The sequence below is a fragment of the Cellulosimicrobium sp. JZ28 genome (assembly GCF_015327065.1).
GTDB lineage: Bacteria > Actinomycetota > Actinomycetes > Actinomycetales > Cellulomonadaceae > Cellulosimicrobium > Cellulosimicrobium funkei.
Window position 1 is genome coordinate 3,259,317 of sequence record NZ_CP017660.1, and the last position, 16,843, is coordinate 3,276,159.

Here is a 16,843-nt window from a genome sequence, read left to right on the forward strand (position 1 = left end):
CGGGGTCAGTCCGGGAGCTCGGGCGTCACGGTCCGCGTGGTGCCGTCCGTGTACGTCGCCTCGTAAGCGAGGGTCGGCAGCGGGCCGCCCTCGCCGTCGGGACCGTCCACCGTCTCCGGGTCGAAGATCGGCCCGGGCCACCAGGCCACGAAGCGGCCGTCCTCGAGCGTCGTCTCGACGGCGGTCCCGTCCGCGAGCCGGAGCGTGAGCGCCACGACGTCGGCGCCGGCACGGCCACCCGTCATCGACAGGACGGGACGCTCGCGGCTCCACGGGTAGGCCTTGCCGCCCGACTGGAACATCGCGCCCTCCGCGACGCCCCGGGCGGAGGGGACGAGGTCGCCACCGCCCGCGGACCCGGCGGAGACGTCCTCCGCCTCGTCCGCGCCCGGGGGCAGGTAGCCGACGCACGACGACTGCAGCGTCTGCCCCTGCGCGTCGTCGTGGAGGTACATCACGGCCGCCCACGAGCCGCGACGCTCCGCGAGCACCACGTCGTCGACGGTCACCGCCCGCTCGGAGCCCAGCCGCGCCTGGCACGCCGCGTCGAGCACGGCGAGGTCCTGCGAGGAGAGGGCGTCCGGCTCGGGCGTCCACGACGCGAGCGCGTGCGGTGCCGGACCGACGAACGGGAGCGCGAACGCCGCCGCCGCGGCGGCGGCCACGGCCACCGGGATGCCGATCCGGCGGGCCGCGCGGCGCCGGGCCTGCACGGCGAGGTGCCCGACGGCGAGCGCGCCCGTCGTGCCCGGCTCCTCGCCGGCGAGGATGCGGTCGAGGCCCTGCGCCGCTCGCGCGGCCTCGGCGGCGGAGAGGTCGGACGCGGGGGCGTGATCGAGCCCGCGGAGCATGGTCAGGTCGTCGTGCGTCATCGGAGCGCCTCCTGGGCGGTGACGTCGAGGGATGGGGTCGGGAGGGCGGCGGGCCGGTGGTCCTCGCCGTCCGCGCCGGTTCCCTCGTCGAGGGCGAGCAGCCGGCGGAGCGCCGTGCGAGCGCGGTGCAGGCGGAGCCGGTAGGCGACCGCCGAGATGCCGAGGACGCGTCCGGCGTCAGCGGACGGCAGGTCCTCCCAGAGGAGCAGCGACAGCACCTCCTGCTGCTCCGGGGTGAGCCGGCGCCACGCCGCGGCGAGGTCGGAGCGCGCGGCGGTCTGCTCGTCGGGGGTCGGGAGCATCGGCTCGGGCTGCGCGGCGAGCCGGACACCGAGCGCACCGCGTCGCGTGCTCGCCCGCCGGTCGTTGAGGAGGCAGCCGCGCGCGACCCCGAACAGCCACGCCCGTTGCGCGTCCCGGGTCGGTGGGAGGTCGCGCATCCGCCGCCACGCGACGACGAACGCCTCGTGGACGACATCCTCGGCGTGGTCGTCGTCAGTGCGTCGCCGCACGAAGCGCAGCACGTCGGCGTACGTGTCTCGGTAGAGGTCGCGGAACCGTTCCTCACGGTCCGCCACGGGAGGTGGGCTCATACCTCGTACGTGTCCGGCAGCCGGCCCGCTGTTTCGAGGGGCGTCAGCCCTGGTCCTGGATCTCCTCGATGATCTTGCCGTCGAGCAGGCTCACCACGAGCGCGGTCCCGACGAGGCCCGTCGAGACGATGTCGGGGTCGTCGGCGGACGGGAGGTCGTCCATGGGGTCGGCCGTGGACGGTTCGCCCCGCCGGGCGGGTTCCTCAGCGGGCCGCGGGACGCGGGCCGCCGCGATCGCCGCGCGAGCGGCGGAGACGCCGCGCAACGGTGCGGCCGACGTGCCTGCGGACGCCGGTGCGGCGGGGGCCGCCGCGCGGGCGGGCGCCCCCTGCGACGAGGCCGCGGGCGACGCCGCGGACGGCCGTCCGGGCGCCGTCGGCGCGGTGGCGGCGGACGGCGCGGTGCGGGCGGGGTCCTGCGTGGGGGTCGGGGTGGTCGGCGGGGCCGGTTCGAGCACGGGCTCCGGCTCGGGGCCGTCGTCGAGGTCGGCGGGCGGCTCCGGGGGCAGCCCCGCGAGCCACGCCTCGTCCGCGCTGTCCGCGCGCGGTGCGGGCGCCGGCGCGGACGCCGGGACTGACGCCCCGGCGAGCCAGGCCTCGTCGGCGGCGTCCACCACGGTCGAGCCGGCCGGCGGCGCGGCGGGTGCGGTCTCGGTGCTCGGTCGTTCCTGGAGCGCGACGGAGGCGCGCGGGGTCTCGTGCGCCTCCGCGGCCTCGCTCGCCGGGCGGGAGGTGCTCGCGGAGCGGGCGGCGCCGGGCGCGCTCGGCGCCGCGACGGTCGAGACCGGGACTCCTGACTGCGCGCCGCCCGAGCCGTGGAGGGCGGCAGCCCCGGCGCTCGCCGAGGCGGACCCCGCGGGGCCGGACGCGGCGGGAGCCGCTGCCGTCGGGGCGGACGACGTGGCGACGGGCGACGCAGGGCCCGACGGCGCGGGGCCGGCGGACGGCGCGGGCGGAACCGGCGCAGGGCCGGACGACGGCGCCGAGCCACCGCCCGCCGGGCCGCCCTCGTCGAGGCGCGGCTCGACGCGGACCTGGAGCCCGAGCGTCTGGTAGACGACGTCCTGGACCGCGCTCGTGTGCCGGGACGACGAGAACGTCCGGGCCAGCCCGGGCGAGGGGAAGGCGAGGTAGAGCACGTCGGCGCCGAGCTCCGCGACCTGCGCGTTGGCGCTCACCAGCGACCACGTCACGGGGCTCGCACGCAGGTTCTCGAGGACCTCCGGCCAGCGCCGGCGCAGCTCCTCCGTCGTCAGGGCAGGGCTCGCGCCACCCGCCGCCGGAGCAGACGACGCAGCCGCCTCCTGCCGGGGAGCCGCCTCGCGCGGCGTCGACGGCCGCGGGGTCTCCTCGCGCGGCGCCTCCTCGCGTGACGCCTCCGGGCGCGACGTCTCCGGGCGCGATGCCTCGGGGTGCCGTGCCTCGGGGGCGTGGGAGGGAGCATCCGCCGAGGCAGCAGAGGCAGCGGTCTCGCGGGCGCCGTCGTCCGGGGCCTCGGACTCCGCGACGGACGTCGTGCCGGACTCGGTGCCCGACGTCGCGTCGGACGCGGTGCGGGGCGGGGCGCTCGCCGCACCGGACACGGGTCCGGTCCGCTCGGGGGCGGACGCCTCGGCAGGCGCGGTCTCCTCGCCCCGCGCGGACGAGTGCGTGGGAGCGGACGACCCGACGGCCGACACGGCGCTGTCGACCGCCGACGACCCCGCGCCGTCGGCCGCGCGCGACGCGGCAGCGGGCGACGCGGAGACGTCGCTGGACGGGCGCTCCTGCTCCGGCGCGGCGGGAGCCGCGACGCGCCCGACCGGTGTCGGGTCCTGCGGGGCCGGCGCGCTCGCCGGTGCCGCGGCGGGCTGGCCCGGTCGCGCGGGCCGGAGCGCCGCGCGGACGGCAGCGGCACCGGTGAGGCCCGAGGAGGGCGCGCCGGCCGGAGCAGCAGCCGGGGCCGTCGCGGTGGCCGCGGCGGCGTCGCCCGGGGCGGGCGTCCCCGCGGCCGGGGGGACCACGACGTTGCCCAGGCCTCCGCGCTCGAGCCGGTCGAGGCGCGCCGCGAACCCGGCCGCGCCGTCGTCCGCCCCGGGAAGGAGCAGGCGGGCCATGAGGAGCTCGAGGTGCAGGCGGGGCGACGTCGCGCCCGTCATCTCGGTGAGCGCGGCGTTGACGAGGTCGGCGGCCCGGGACAGCTCGGCCACCCCGAGATGCTGCGCCTGCGTGCGCATGCGGTCGAGCTGGTCGGCGGGCTGGTCGCGCAGGACGGCCTGCGCCTCGTCGCCCGACACCGCGATGACGATGAGGTCGCGCAGGCGCTCCAGCACGTCCTCGACGAAGCGCCGCGGCTCGTGCCCCGTCGCGATGACGTGGTCCACGACCCGGAAGATGCTCGCGCCGTCGCGCGCGGCGAGCGCGTCCACGACGTCGTCGAGCAGGGTCGCGTGGGTGAAGCCGAGGAGCGCGACCGCGCGCTCGTACTCGACGGCGCCGTCCTCGGCACCCGCGATGAGCTGGTCCATGACGGACAGCGAGTCACGGACCGAGCCGCCGCCCGCGCGCGTGACGAGCGGGACCACGCCGCTGCCGATCGACACGCCCTCGGCCGCGCACAGCTCCTCGAGGTAGGGGCCGAGCACGTCCGGCGGAACCAGGCGGAAGGGGTAGTGGTGCGTGCGGGAGCGGATGGTGCCGATGACCTTGTCCGGCTCCGTCGTCGCGAACACGAACTTCACGTGCTCCGGCGGCTCCTCGACGAGCTTGAGCAGGGCGTTGAAGCCCTGCGGCGTCACCATGTGCGCCTCGTCGAGGATGAAGATCTTGTACCGGTCGCGCGCGGGAGCGAACGCCGCGCGCTCGCGCAGCTCGCGCGCGTCGTCCACGCCGTTGTGCGACGCCGCGTCGATCTCGACCACGTCGAGGCTGCCCGGGCCGCCGCGCGCGAGCTCGACGCACGACGGGCACTGCCCGCACGGCGTGTCGAGCGGGCTCTCGGGGGTGTTGCGCTCGCAGTTGAGCGTGCGCGCGAGGATGCGCGCGCTCGTCGTCTTGCCGCACCCTCGGGGCCCGGAGAACAGGTAGGCGTGGTTCACCCGACCGCTGCGCAACGCCTGCATGAGCGGTGCGGTCACGTGGTCCTGACCGATCACCTCGGCGAAGGTCTCGGGCCGGTAGCGGCGGTACAGGGCGGTGCTCACCCCGGTCACTCTAGACGTCGCGACCCACACGCACGAGGTCGCTCCGCCGTCGGTCCCGCCGGTCCCGGCCCGGCCGCGTCAGCGGTGCAGCGCCTTGCGCGCGAGCCAGTTGCCCAGCAGCTGCGCGACCTGCACGATCGCGATGATGACGAGCACCGTCACGACCACGACCCCCCAGTTGTAGCGCTGGTAGCCGTAGACGATCGCGAAGTTCCCCAGCCCGCCGCCGCCGATGATGCCGGCGATCGCCGACATGTCGAGCACCGCGATGAAGAGGAACGTGTAGCCGAGGATGAGCGGCGCGAGCGCCTCGGGCACGAGCACCGTCGTGATGATGCGCCACGACGACGCGCCCATGGCGCGCGCCGCCTCGATCACGCCCGGGTCGATGCCCACGAGGTTCTGCTCGACGATGCGGCTCGTGCCGAACGCCGTCATCACCGACAGCGGGAAGATGAACGCCTCCGTGCCGAGCGTCGTCCCGACCACCTGGAGCGTCACCGGCCCGAGCAGCGTGACGAAGATGATGAACGGGATCGGCCGCACGATGTTGACGAGCACGTTGAGCACGCCGAACACCCAGCGGTTGGCGAGCAGGTTGCCGCGCCGCGTCACGTAGAGCGCGATGCCGAGCGCGAGGCCCGCGACGCCGCCCGTGAGCAGGGCGACTGACACCATCTGGAGCGTCTGGCCGAACGACTCGACGAGGATCGGCCACAGCTGGGACCAGTCGCGGTTCATCAGCGGCCTCCGAGGTTGCCGTGGCGGAAGAGGGTGTCGCGGGCGAGACCGTACGGGTCGCCCGGGTCGTCGTCGGTCGGGTCGGGGGCGTCCTCGTCGGCCGGAGCCGCGGCGAGGCGCGCGACGCGCGGGTCGTCGAGCGGGTGCTCCGCCGTCCCGAGGTCGACGACGTCGGCGCGCTCGCCCAGCGCGAGGAGGAACGGCGCGATGCGGTCCTCGGGCGCGTCGAGCTCGACGGTGAGCGACCCGAACGGCCGCTCCCCCACCTCGGAGATGCCGCCGTAGACGACGGACCCGTCGACGTCGTGCTCGCGCAGCAGGCGGAACAGGTCCGTCCCGGTGCTCGCGCCCTCGCGCACGCCGACCGTCACGAGCCGGCCCGGGTGGCGCTCGCGCAGGCGGGCGAGCGTCTCGCGCGACGGCCGGTCGTGCAGCGCGGTGCCGACGAACCGCTGCGCGGCGTCGGCGCGGGGCGCGGAGAAGACGTCGTACACGTCGCCCGTCTCGACGACCCGCCCGTGCTCCATCACGGCGACGCGGTGGCACGTCGAGCGCACGACCTCCATCTCGTGCGTGATGACGACGATGGTGATGCCGAGCTCGGCGTTGACGCGCCGCAGGAGCGCGAGGACCTCGCGGGTCGTCTCGGGGTCGAGCGCGGAGGTCGCCTCGTCGGCGAGGAGGATCGTGGGCTGCGCCGCGAGCGCGCGGGCGATCCCGACGCGCTGCTTCTGCCCGCCCGAGAGCTGGCGCGGGTACGCCTTCGCCTTGTCGGCGAGCCCGACGAACGCGAGGAGCTCGGCGACGCGCGCCGCGCGCTTCTCGCGCGACCAGCCCGCCACCTTGAGCGGGTAGGCCACGTTCCCCGCGACGGTGCGGGACGACAGCAGGTTGAACTGCTGGAACACCATCCCGATGCGCGAGCGCACCTCGCGCACGCGGCGCTCGGACAGGCCCGTGATGACCTGCCCGTCGACGACGACCTCGCCGCTCGTCACCGTCTCCAGCGCGTTGACGAGCCGCACGAGCGTCGACTTCCCGGCGCCGGAGTAGCCGATGACGCCGAAGATCTCGCCGCGGCGGATGGACAGCGAGACGTCGTCGACCGCGTGCACGGCACCGTCGCCCTCGCCGAAGGTCTTGCTCACGTGGCGCAGCTCGATCGCGGGCTGCTCGTCACCACCCGGGTCGCGGGGGACGTCGGTCACGTCGGAATCCTCTCGTCGGAGGCCGGGCCGAGGGCCGGGCCGCCTGGCGCGGTCGGGGGCCCGCCGTCGGGCGAGCCGTCCGCCTGCCATCGTCTCTCCCCGGCACGACGGCGCGCGAGGGCGGGCGCGTCGTGCGCGCCCGCCCTCCCGTCGCCCGGGACGTGCCGGGGTCAGCCGCGGATGTCGGCCTCGATGCCCGCGAGGATCTCCTGGAGCTCCGCCGGGGAGTTCTCCTTGATGACGGCGGTGCCGCCCGACGCCTTCTTCTCGGCCTCGACGACCTCCGGCGAGTGCGAGAGCTCGGCGAGCTTGAGCAGCGTCTCGTCGTCCTTGTCCTCGGCGCGCGCGACCCACACGTTGATGTAGGGCTTCGCGGCGTCGGAGTCGGGGTCGTCCTGGAAGAGGGCCTCGTCGGGCGAGAGGCCCGCGTCCTCGACGAAGTCGTTGTTGATGATCGACGCGTCGACCGACTGGAGCTGGATCGGGGTCTGCGCGGCGTCGACGGGCGTGACGGTCACCTTCGAGCTGGGCAGCACGTCGGCCTCGGTGGAGATGGAGCTCCCGCCGTCCTTGAGCTCGACGAGGCCGGCCTCCTGCAGCACGAGGAGCGCGCGGGCGAGGTTCGTCGGGTCGTTGGGCACGGCGACCTGGCCGCCGTCGGGGATCTGCTCGAGCGACGTGTGCTTCGTCGAGTACAGGCCGAGCGGGTAGACGGCGGTCGCGCCGATGGGCTGCAGGTCGTCGTTCGCGTCCACGTTGTAGCCCGCGAGGAACTGCAGGTGCTGGAACTGGTTCACGTCGAGCTCGCCCTGGGACAGCGCGGGGTTGGCCTGCGTGTAGTCCTGGAGGTCGACGAGCTCGACGTCGATGCCCTCGGCCTCGGCCTGCTCCTGGAAGACGGCCCACTTGTCGTCGGACGCGCCGACGACGCCGACGCGGATCGGGCCCTCGTCGCCGCTCTCGCCGGAGGCGCCGCCCGAGGAGTCGCCGCCACCGCACGCGGTGAGGGTCAGGGCGGCCGTCGCGGCGATCGCGGTCCAGGTCAGACGCTTGCGGGTGGTGGAGAACGACATGGGGGTTCCTTCCGATGACGGCGGCGCGGTCACGGGTGGCGACCGGCACGGCCGGGGGTGCAGGGGGTCCCTGCGAGGCGGTGGGGTTCGGGGTGCTTCCGGCGGGCCATCAGCCACGCGGCGAGCGGGGGCCGGTCGTCGTCGAGGACGACGCGGCGGGTGCGGCGCAGGTCTCCCTGCGGGTCACGACGGCGTCAGCAGCCGCACATTCGCCCGGTGCGCACGCGGCGACAGCACGACGAGCCGGCGCAGGCTGCTGCGCGCGGGGTCGTGGTCACGACGTGCTGGCGGGTCATGCCGACATCATGGGCACGACGGCGGCCCGCACGCCAATCTCCGACCGCGAAAGTCCACGATGTGGACCGGAAAGTGGCCGCATGTCGGGAACGGAAGCCCCTCGACCGGGAGGAAAGGGGCGAATGCCACGTGGTCGCCGACAGCGCGGCCCGACGGCGGAGCGGGCGGTCCGGGGACGCAAAGGACCCCTCGCACACCCACCAGAGCTCACCTACCCTTGCTGCCTTCCGGCCCTGGGGGAGTTCGGCGAGATGATGCCGCACGAGGGGTCTGCACCCACCCTAGCCCAGGTCGGCGCCGCGCTCGAAACCCGCTCCGCCGCGCACCGCAACGCCCGCCCCAGCACAGGCTCCCCGGAGGCGATTCGGCCGGGGCGCCGCCGTCCGGTATCCTCGTTGCGCTGCTGTCGGTGCGCATCCGTGCGTCGCCGACCGTCGCCAGGAGGATTCGCCTAGTGGCCTATGGCGCACGCTTGGAAAGCGTGTTGGGTTAACAGCCCTCGGGGGTTCGAATCCCCCATCCTCCGCAGACCGAAGGGCCCGCCGCACTCGCGGCGGGCCCTTCGTCGTCGGGGTGCGGGCGCACACCGAAAAGGCCCGTCGCACAGGTGCGACGGGCCTCTCGACGTCCCGACGGTCCGACGCGCCGGGACGTGGCGCCGGCGGTGCCGCCGACGGCTCCCCCCAGCCTACGGGTGTCCGGCCCGGAACGGCAGGGGTGGAGAGCCCCGGAGTCCCGGATCTTCGCCACATCCACCCACCCTGGGAGCCCCCTGGACCCCTAGACAGCCGTTGAACGCGTGTTTAGTCTATTGAACATGCGTTCAGAGCAGCCACCGCGGGCCGGTCGGGCCACGCCCGCGCCGTCGGGCACCGACGACCTCACGACCCGCGCCCGCATACGGGACGCCGCGATCTCGCGGTTCGCGCGCGACGGGTTCGGCGCGCCGCTGCGCACCATCGCGGCGGACGCGGGCGTGAGCGCGGCGCTCGTCGTGCACCACTTCGGCTCCAAGGACGGGCTGCGCCGGGCCTGCGACGCGTACGTGTTCGACGCCGTCCGCGCCGCGAAGACCGACGCGATCTCGCCGCAGGACCCGGCGGCCGGGCCCATGGCGCTGTTCACGCAGCTCGCCGGGATCGAGGACTACGCGCCCGTGTTCGAGTACACGCTGCGCAGCCTCCAGGCGGGCGGCGACCTCGCGCGGTCGTTCGTCGAGCACCTCACGCAGGTCACGCTCGAGTACATGGAGGACGGCGTCGCCGCCGGGGTGATCCGCCCGAGCCGCGACGAGCCGGCCCGCGCGCGGTACCTCGTCTCGCTCTCCCTCGGCTCGCTCCTCGTCGACGGCGCGCTGCGCGAGCGGACCGAGCCGCGCGACCCCGAGACCGACCTCCGCGAGTACGTCGAGCGCGTGATGCTGCCCGCGCTCGAGGTCTTCACCGAGGGGCTCTTCGTCGAGCCGACGCTGCTCGACGCGTACGTCCGGCACACCACCCACCAGGAGGAGACGCGATGACGAGCACGACCCCCGCCGTCGAGGTGCACGACCTGCGCAAGGCGTTCGGCCACGTGCAGGCGCTCGACGGCCTCGACCTGACCGTCCGCGCGGGCGAGGTCGCCGGGTTCCTCGGACCGAACGGCGCCGGCAAGTCGACCACGATCCGGGTGCTGCTCGGGCTGCTGCGCGCCGACTCGGGGACCACCCGGCTGCTCGGCGGGGACCCGTGGCGCGACGCCGTCGACCTGCACCGCCGCCTCGCGTACGTGCCGGGCGACGTGAGCCTGTGGCCGAACCTCACCGGCGGCGAGGCGATCGACCTGCTCACCCGGCTGCGCGGGCGCGTCGACCCGCGCCGCAAGGCGCTCCTGCTCGAACGCTTCGAGCTCGACCCGTCGAAGAACGCGCGCACGTACTCCAAGGGGAACCGGCAGAAGGTCGCGCTCGTCGCGGCGTTCGCGTCCGACGTCGAGCTGCTCGTGCTCGACGAGCCGACGTCGGGCCTCGACCCCCTCATGGAGTCGGTGTTCACGCAGTGCGTGCGCGAGGTCACGGCGGAGGGCCGGTCGGTGCTGCTCTCGAGCCACATCCTCGCGGAGGTCGAGAAGCTGTGCGACACCGTGACGATCATCCGCGCCGGCCGCACGGTCCAGTCCGGCACGCTCGCCGAGCTGCGGCACCTCACGCGGTCGTCGGTCACCGCGGTGACCGACCGCGACCCCGCCGCCCTCGACGCGCTCGACGGCGTGCACGACCTCCTCGTCGAGCCCGGCGCCGACGGGACCCGAGCCCGGTTCGACGTCGACAACGACCACGTGCAGCCCGTGCTGCGCGCGCTCACCGACCTCGGGCTGCGGTCCGTCACGGTCACCCCGCCGTCGCTCGAGGAGCTGTTCCTGCGCCACTACGGCGACGAGCTCGCCCAGCTCGACGGGGCCGGTGCGCTGTGAGCGCCCCCACCGCGGCACCGCCCCGCGGCCGAGGCGCCGCCGTCGCTCCCGAGCCTCCCCGCCCGGGCCGCGCGGCGACGGGCTGGCTCACCCTGCTGCGCTTCGTCCTGCGCCGCGACCGGGTCCGTATCCCCGTGTGGACGGCGTCCGTCGCGCTCCTCTTCGGGTACGCGGCCGTCGCCCTCGACACGCTCTACCCGACGGCCGCCGACCGCCAGGCGCGCGCGGCGCTCGTCTCGAGCCCGGCCGGGATCATGCTGTCCGGGCCGCAGTACGGCATCGAGGACTACACGCTCGGCGCGATGATCGCCAACGAGATGGCGCTCACCGTCATGGTCGCCGTCGCGATCATGAGCATCTTCCTCGTCGTGCGGCACACGCGCGCCGAGGAGGAGACCGGCCGGGCCGAGCTCGTCCGGGCGGGCGTCGTGGGGCGGCACGCACCCGCGACCGCGGCGTTCGTCGCGGCGGTCGTCGCGAACGCGGCCATCGCGCTCGCGACCGGCGTCGTGCTCGTCGCGACCGGGCTCGACGCCGTGGACTCCCTCGCGCTCGGCGCCGCCGTCGGGGTCACGGGCCTCGTGTTCGCCGCCGTCGCCGTCGTGACGAGCCAGGTCACCGAGCACGCGCGCGGCGCGAGCGGGCTCGCGCTCGCCGTGCTCGGCGTCGCGTTCCTGCTCCGCGCCGTCGGCGACGTGCAGGAGGAGCACGGGAGCTGGGTCTCGTGGCTCTCCCCCATCGGGTGGGCGCAGCAGATCCGGGCGTTCGTCGACCTGCGCTGGTGGCCCCTCGGCCTCTCCGTCGCGCTCGTGGTGCTGCTCCTCGCCCTGGGCGCGGCGCTCGCCGCCCGGCGCGACCTCGGCGCCGGGCTCGTGCCGCCCCGCGCGGGCCGGCCCGACGCCGCCCGCTGGCTCGCGAGCCCGCTCGCCCTCGCGTGGCGTCAGCAGCGCGCGTCCGTGCTCGCGTGGGCGATCGGGGTCGGCGTCACGGCGCTCGCGTGCGGGACGTTCGTCGACTCGGTGGGCGACATGGTCGCGACCAACCCCGAGGTCGCCCAGATGATCGGCGACGCGTCCGACCTCGTGGCCGGCTTCGTCGCCGTCATGGCGCTCTTCCTCGGGCTCGGCGCAGGCGGGTTCGCCGTCGCCTCGGCCCAGCGCGCGCGGGGCGAGGAGACCGCGGGGCGGCTCGAGCCGGTGCTCGCGACAGGCGTCGGGCGCGTGCGGTGGCTCGCGGGCCAGCTCGTCGTGACGCTGGTCGGGACGTGCGTGCTGCTGGCCGTGAGCGCCGTCGGGCTGTGGCTCGGCGCCCTGAGCGTCGGGGAGGACGCGTTCGGCCTCGGGGACCACCTCGCCGCGTCGTTCGCGTACCTGCCCGCGGTCGCGGTCGTCGCGGGGGTCGGGGTGGCGGCGTTCGGGTCGCGCCCTGGCCTCGCGGCGCTCGCGTGGGCGCTCCTCGCCTACTCGTTCGTCGTGACGATGTTCGGCGCCCTGCTCGACCTCCCGTCGTGGGCGAGCGGGCTCTCGCCCTTCTGGCACGTGCCCCAGCTCCCCGGGGCCGACGCCGAGCCGTGGCCCTTCCTGTGGCTCACGCTCCTCGCCGTCGTGCTCGTCGCGCTGGGCCTCGCGGGCTTCCGCCGCCGCGACGTCCCGCGCCCCTGACGCGTGGCCGTCGTGGGCTCCGGCTAGGCTCGATCCACCTTTTCCGACCACGGAGGTGACGGTCATGTCCACGCCCGACCGGAGCGACGCGACGCGCTCGGCCAGGGCCACCCTGCACGAGTGGGTCGACGCGATCCCCACGCGGGAGCCGACCGAGGGTGCCGGAGCGCGCGAGCCGCGCACGTGGGTCGCGGCCCTCGCGCTCGAGGGCACGTGGCTGGGCCTGTACCAGGACGCGTACCGGTTCACCGAGACGGAGTGGGACGAGCTGGTCGACGACCTCTCCCGGTACGCCGACGTCCGGCCGCCCGCGCGCGCCGTCGTGTTCCGCGACGTCGAGCTCGACGAGGACCCGTTCCGCGACGACGAGCGCCCGCTCGTGGACGCGGTGCTGCGGGTCGCGCTCGAGGAAGGGGTCGAGAACGTCACCTTCGCCGCGGTCGCGCGGCGGTGCGACCGCAGCGAGTCGACCCTGCGGTCGATGTTCGGGGACGCGGAGACGCTGGTCGACGACGTCGCGATCGAGGTCGTGCAGTCCGGGTTCGACGACCTCTCGCCGCTGCGGCTCGACCCGTCGCGCGCCGCGGTCGCGGCGTCGGTCGCGGCGCTCGACGACTCGCGCAAGGCGGCGGCGCTCCTGCGCCTCTACGCCCTCGGTGGGGTGGCGCGCGACGACGTGCCCGAGGGCCAGCACACGGTCCACGCGGACGTGCTGCGCGCGTGGCGGGAGGAGGGCGCGCCGTCGTCGCTCGTGCTCGCGGCGCTCGCGTGCGACGGCTGGCGGGCGGGCGAGCGGCAGCGCGCGCTGCTCTTCCCTCCGGCCCTGCCGGGTGCGGTCGTGCGCGAGCTCGCGCGCCTCGTCGACGACGCCGCGGTCCCCGTGACGCCGTAGCGGTCCCCTCACGGCCCGCGGCTCCCGCTCAGCGCCGGAGCTCGCGCTCGTGGACGACGCCGGGGCACGGGACCGCGACGACGTCACCGCGCCGCAGGTCCTCGGGGAGCCGCGCCACGCCCCCGGCGCGACCGGGGGCGGGGTGCACGGTGAAGCGGCGCAGGGGTGCCGCCGAGACGCGGCCGACGAGCCGGGCCTCCTCGACCGCCGCGCCGCACGCGTCGAGGTCGGCGTCGAGCCACAGCTGCCGGTGGTGGCCGCCGAGGCGCGGGACGACGTCCTCCACCCCGGCGAGCACGACGCACCGCGGCGACGCCTCCCACAGGCGCCCCACGCGGCCGGGGTCGGCGCTCGCGGGCACGTGGACGGTCGGGGTCGCGCGCAGCCGGGCGCAGGCGGCGAGGCTCGTCCCGTCGACGAGCACGTCGTGCGGGGCGAGGACGGTGCCGCCCGGCCAGGCCGACGAGGGAGCGCCGCGCAGCGCGGCGAGCCGGGCGGAGAACGCGGTGTGCACGAGGGTCATGGCTCCGGTCTACCGCGCGCGGCGGGGGCGGAGACCGGGCCTGACGGAACGCACACGGCCCGCGCCCGGATCCTCACGGCCTCCCGACGGGCGTGGTCGCCGCCCGTCGGGAAGCCGCCCGCGGACGGCCCTCAGGACGCCGCGGTCGGCGCCCCGGGGTCCGGCTCGAAGCGGTAGCCCATGCCCGCCTCGGTGAGCAGGTAGCGCGGGGCCGCCGGCTCCGGCTCGAGCTTCTTGCGGAGCTGCGCGACGTACAGGCGCAGGTAGCCCGTGTCGCTCACGTGCTGGGAGCCCCAGATCTCCGTGAGCAGCGTCTGCCGCGTGACGAGCTTGCCCGGGTTGCGGACGAGCCGCTCCAGCACCTGCCACTCCGTCGGGGTGAGCCGCACCTGCTCGGTCTGGCCGTCGCGCACGCGCACGACGCTGTGGGCCGACAGGTCGACCGTCACGTCGCCCAGCACGACGACCGGCGCGGAGTCCTCGTGCGCGACGCGGCGCGTGAGCGCGCGGATGCGGGCGAGCAGCTCCTCGATGGAGAACGGCTTCGTGACGTAGTCGTCGGCGCCCGCGTCGAGGGCCTCGACCTTGTCGGCGGCGCCCGTGCGCCCGGACACCACGAGGATCGGGGCGTCCGACCAGCCCCGGACGGCGTGGACCACGTCGAGGCCGTCGAGCTCGGGCATGCCGAGGTCGAGCATGAGGACGTCGGGCCGGTGGTCGATCGCGCGTGCGATCGCCTGCGAGCCCGAGGTCGCCGTGATGATCTCGTAGCCCTGCGCGGTGAGGGTGATGCGCAGGGCGCGCAGGATCTGCGGGTCGTCGTCGGCGATGAGGATCTTCATGGCGCGCTGGTCTCCGGTGCGTCGGGGTGGGGCGTCGGGCCCGCGGCGGGCAGGGCCACGACCATGGTGAGCCCTCCGCCGGGGGTGTCCTCGGGGTGAGCGTGCCGCCCATGCCCTCGACGAACCCCTTCGACAGCGCGAGGCCGAGCCCGAGGCCGGTCGTGTTGTCGGTGTCGCCGAGGCGCTGGAACGGCACGAACACGTCCTCGCGCCGCTCGGGCGGGATGCCCGGGCCGTGGTCGACGACGCGGATCTCGACCGACCCCCCGAACGCGCTCGTCGAGATCCGCACGCGCTCGTCCGGCGGCGAGTGCCGCGTCGCGTTGGCGAGCAGGTTGACCAGCACGCGCTGGAGCAGCACCGGGTCGGCGACGACCGCGGGGACGTCGAGCTCGAGGTCGAGCTCCACCTGGGCGGGCCCGAGACCGAGCTCGTCGAGCGCCGGCAGCACGACGTCGGCCGGCTCGACCTCGGTGCGCGACACCCCGAGCACGCCCGCCTCCAGCCGGCTGACGTCGAGCAGGTCGGTGATGAGCGTGCCGAGCGCGCCGAGGCTCTCGTCGGCGGTCGCGAGCAGCTCGTCCCGGTCGGCGGGGCTGAGCGCGCCGCGCGTCGAGCGCAGGCCGCTCACGGCGGCGGTCGCGGCGCTCAGCGGGCGGCGCAGGTCGTGGCTCAGCGCCGAGAGCAGCGCGCTGCGCACGCGATCGGACTCGGCGAGCTGGTCCATCTCGCTCGCGACCTCGGCGAGGTCGCTGTGCTCGAGCGCGGCCTCGAGCTGGACCGCGATGACGTTGAGCAGGCGCCGCTCGGACGCGGCGAGGTCCGGCCCGAACAGCTCGAGGTCCGCCCGGTCGTCCACGCGCACCGTCGTGCTGGGCGTGCCCGGCCCCGGGTCGCCGTCGGCCGCGAGCTCCGTCCCGGAGACGACGAGCCGCGCCCCCACCATGCCGAACGCCTCGCGCGCCCGGCTCACGAGGGCCTGCACGGCGTCCTGCCCGCGCAGGACGCTGCCCGCGACCGTGGCGAGCACCTCGGACTCCGCGGCCGCCCGCCGGGCCGCGCGCGTCGTGCGCGCCGCGCGGTCGACGACGACGCTCACGAGGACGGCGATGACGACGTACAGGACGAGGGCCACGAGGTGGAACCGCTCGCCCACGGTGATCGTGTGCAGGGGTTCGACGAAGAAGTAGTCGAGCGTGACGCCCGACAGGACCGCGGCGTAGACCGCGGGCCAGACGCCCCCGACGAGCGCGACCACGACGACGAGCAGCTGGTACGCCAGGACGTCGGTCACGAGCGTGTCCTCGTCGCGCGCCGTGACGAGGAGCCAGGTGAGCAGCGGTCCGCCGACGAGCGCGAGGACGAACCCGGCGACGCGACGGCGCAGGGTGAGCGCGCCGCCCGAGCGGGGCAGGCGCGCCCCTCCCCCGGCGGCGGCGTGGTTGACGATGTGGACGTCGATGTTGCCCGCCTCGCGCGTGACCGTCGCCCCGATGCCGGGGCCGCTGAGGGCCGACGCGAGCCTGCCCCGGCGCGAGACCCCGATGACGAGCTGCGTGGCGTTGACGCCCTTGGCGAACTCGACGAGCGCGGTGGGGACGTCGTCGCCCACGACCTGGTGGTACGTCCCGCCGAGCTGCTCGACGAGCGCGCGCTGGTGCGCGAGCGCGCCGGGGGCCGCGTCGCGCAGGCCGTCCTGCGTCGTGACGTGCACCGCGAGGAGCTGGCCGCCCGCCGACCGCGCGGCGATCCGGGCGCCGCGCCGCACGAGCGTCTCCCCCTCGGGGCCGCCCGTGAGCGTCACGACGACGCGCTCGCGCGCCTCCCACGTGCTGTCGATCCCGTGCTCGGTCCGGTAGAGCTGGAGCGCCGCGTCCACCTCGTCGGCGAGCCAGAGCAGCGCGAGCTCGCGCAGCGCGGTGAGGTTGCCGAGGCGGAAGTAGTTCGACAGCGCCGCGTCGACGCGCTCGGCCGGGTACACGTACCCGCCCGCCAGACGGTCGCGAAGCGCCTGGGGCGCGAGGTCGACGACCTCGATCTGGTCGGCGCCGCGCAGGACGGCGTCGGGGATCGTCTCGCGCTGCACGGCGCCCGTGATCTTCTCGACCACGTCGTTGAGCGACTCGATGTGCTGGATGTTGACGGTCGAGATGACGTCGATCCCGGCGTCGAGCAGCCGGTCGACGTCCTGCCAGCGCTTCTCGTGGTCGAGACCCGGCGCGTTCGTGTGCGCGAGCTCGTCGACGAGCGCGACGTCCGGGCGCCGCGCGAGGACGGCGTCCAGGTCGAGGTCCGTGAGCTCGACGCCCCGGTGGGTCACGCGGACGCGCGGCACCACCTCGAGGCCCTCCGCCATGGCCGCCGTCGCGGCGCGGCCGTGGGTCTCCACGACCGCGACCACGACGTCCCTGCCCTCGTCGCGCAGACGGCGGCCCTCCTCGAGCATGGCGTAGGTCTTCCCGACGCCGGGCGCCGCGCCGAGGAGGACCCGCAGCCGTCCGCGCGCCAT

General features: G+C 75.6%; 12 protein-coding genes, 1 tRNA gene, 1 other RNA gene and 1 pseudogene. 5 read left to right on the forward strand and 10 right to left on the reverse strand.

All coding sequences use genetic code 11. The features are described from left to right. Positions 1 to 5: 5 nt before the first annotated feature. From BJP59_RS14585 to ffs, 7 genes are all read right to left on the reverse strand, one after another. Positions 6 to 872 carry a hypothetical protein gene (locus BJP59_RS14585; protein WP_163188675.1) on the reverse strand — a complete coding sequence of 289 codons (867 nt, stop codon included), beginning with the start codon at positions 870 to 872 and terminating at the stop codon, positions 6 to 8. Beyond that, complete coding sequence (locus BJP59_RS14590; protein WP_194521275.1) at positions 869 to 1,465, reverse strand: RNA polymerase sigma factor; 597 nt, start codon at positions 1,463 to 1,465, stop codon at positions 869 to 871. The genes BJP59_RS14585 and BJP59_RS14590 overlap by 4 nt, the downstream gene beginning before the upstream one ends. A 43-nt stretch (positions 1,466 to 1,508) precedes the next feature. Then, the gene (locus BJP59_RS14595; RefSeq protein WP_194521276.1) at positions 1,509 to 4,646 is read right to left on the reverse strand and encodes a DNA polymerase III subunit gamma and tau; all 3,138 of its coding nucleotides are present in this window, start codon (positions 4,644 to 4,646) and stop codon (positions 1,509 to 1,511) included. A 78-nt stretch (positions 4,647 to 4,724) separates the two neighbouring features. Then, positions 4,725 to 5,387 (reverse strand): methionine ABC transporter permease, encoded by a 663-nt coding sequence (locus BJP59_RS14600; protein WP_021483094.1) that lies wholly within the window; start codon positions 5,385 to 5,387, stop codon positions 4,725 to 4,727. Continuing rightward, positions 5,387 to 6,595, reverse strand: a complete 1,209-nt coding sequence (locus BJP59_RS14605) for a methionine ABC transporter ATP-binding protein (RefSeq protein ID WP_082774752.1) — start codon at positions 6,593 to 6,595, stop codon at positions 5,387 to 5,389. The genes BJP59_RS14600 and BJP59_RS14605 overlap by 1 nt, the downstream gene beginning before the upstream one ends. A 170-nt stretch (positions 6,596 to 6,765) precedes the next feature. After that, positions 6,766 to 7,668, reverse strand: coding sequence for a MetQ/NlpA family ABC transporter substrate-binding protein (locus tag BJP59_RS14610; RefSeq protein ID WP_074803104.1), 903 nt, complete (start codon positions 7,666 to 7,668; stop codon positions 6,766 to 6,768). 474 nt (positions 7,669 to 8,142) lie between these two features. Then, positions 8,143 to 8,239: signal recognition particle sRNA small type (gene ffs / locus BJP59_RS14615), an RNA gene on the reverse strand. Positions 8,240 to 8,405: 166 nt separating this feature from the next. Between ffs and BJP59_RS14620 the strand changes: the two genes are divergently transcribed. The 5 genes from BJP59_RS14620 to BJP59_RS14640 all read left to right on the forward strand — a co-directional run bounded on the left by BJP59_RS14620 (position 8,406) and on the right by BJP59_RS14640 (position 12,969). Next, positions 8,406 to 8,491: transfer RNA gene (locus tag BJP59_RS14620), tRNA-Ser, on the forward strand. Positions 8,492 to 8,782: 291 nt separating this feature from the next. Further along, positions 8,783 to 9,484 (forward strand): TetR/AcrR family transcriptional regulator, encoded by a 702-nt coding sequence (locus BJP59_RS14625; protein ID WP_194521278.1) that lies wholly within the window; start codon positions 8,783 to 8,785, stop codon positions 9,482 to 9,484. Further along, entirely contained in the window at positions 9,481 to 10,416 is a 936-nt protein-coding gene (locus tag BJP59_RS14630; protein WP_194521279.1) for an ABC transporter ATP-binding protein, read from the forward strand. The genes BJP59_RS14625 and BJP59_RS14630 overlap by 4 nt, the downstream gene beginning before the upstream one ends. Beyond that, positions 10,413 to 12,077, forward strand: coding sequence for an ABC transporter permease (locus BJP59_RS14635; protein ID WP_228485081.1), 1,665 nt, complete (start codon positions 10,413 to 10,415; stop codon positions 12,075 to 12,077). The genes BJP59_RS14630 and BJP59_RS14635 overlap by 4 nt, the downstream gene beginning before the upstream one ends. Before the next feature lie 64 nt (positions 12,078 to 12,141). Beyond that, positions 12,142 to 12,969 (forward strand): hypothetical protein, encoded by an 828-nt coding sequence (locus BJP59_RS14640; RefSeq protein ID WP_194521280.1) that lies wholly within the window; start codon positions 12,142 to 12,144, stop codon positions 12,967 to 12,969. A gap of 28 nt (positions 12,970 to 12,997) precedes the next feature. Here BJP59_RS14640 and BJP59_RS14645 read toward each other — a convergent pair whose 3' ends face one another. From BJP59_RS14645 to BJP59_RS14655, 3 genes and pseudogenes are all read right to left on the reverse strand, one after another. Further along, positions 12,998 to 13,492 (reverse strand): hypothetical protein, encoded by a 495-nt coding sequence (locus BJP59_RS14645; protein ID WP_194521281.1) that lies wholly within the window; start codon positions 13,490 to 13,492, stop codon positions 12,998 to 13,000. 131 nt (positions 13,493 to 13,623) lie between these two features. Continuing rightward, entirely contained in the window at positions 13,624 to 14,334 is a 711-nt protein-coding gene (locus tag BJP59_RS14650) for a response regulator (RefSeq protein WP_194521282.1), read from the reverse strand. After that, positions 14,331 to 16,843 (reverse strand): annotated as a pseudogene (locus BJP59_RS14655) (ATP-binding protein). Before BJP59_RS14655 ends, BJP59_RS14650 begins: the two are co-directional and overlap by 4 nt.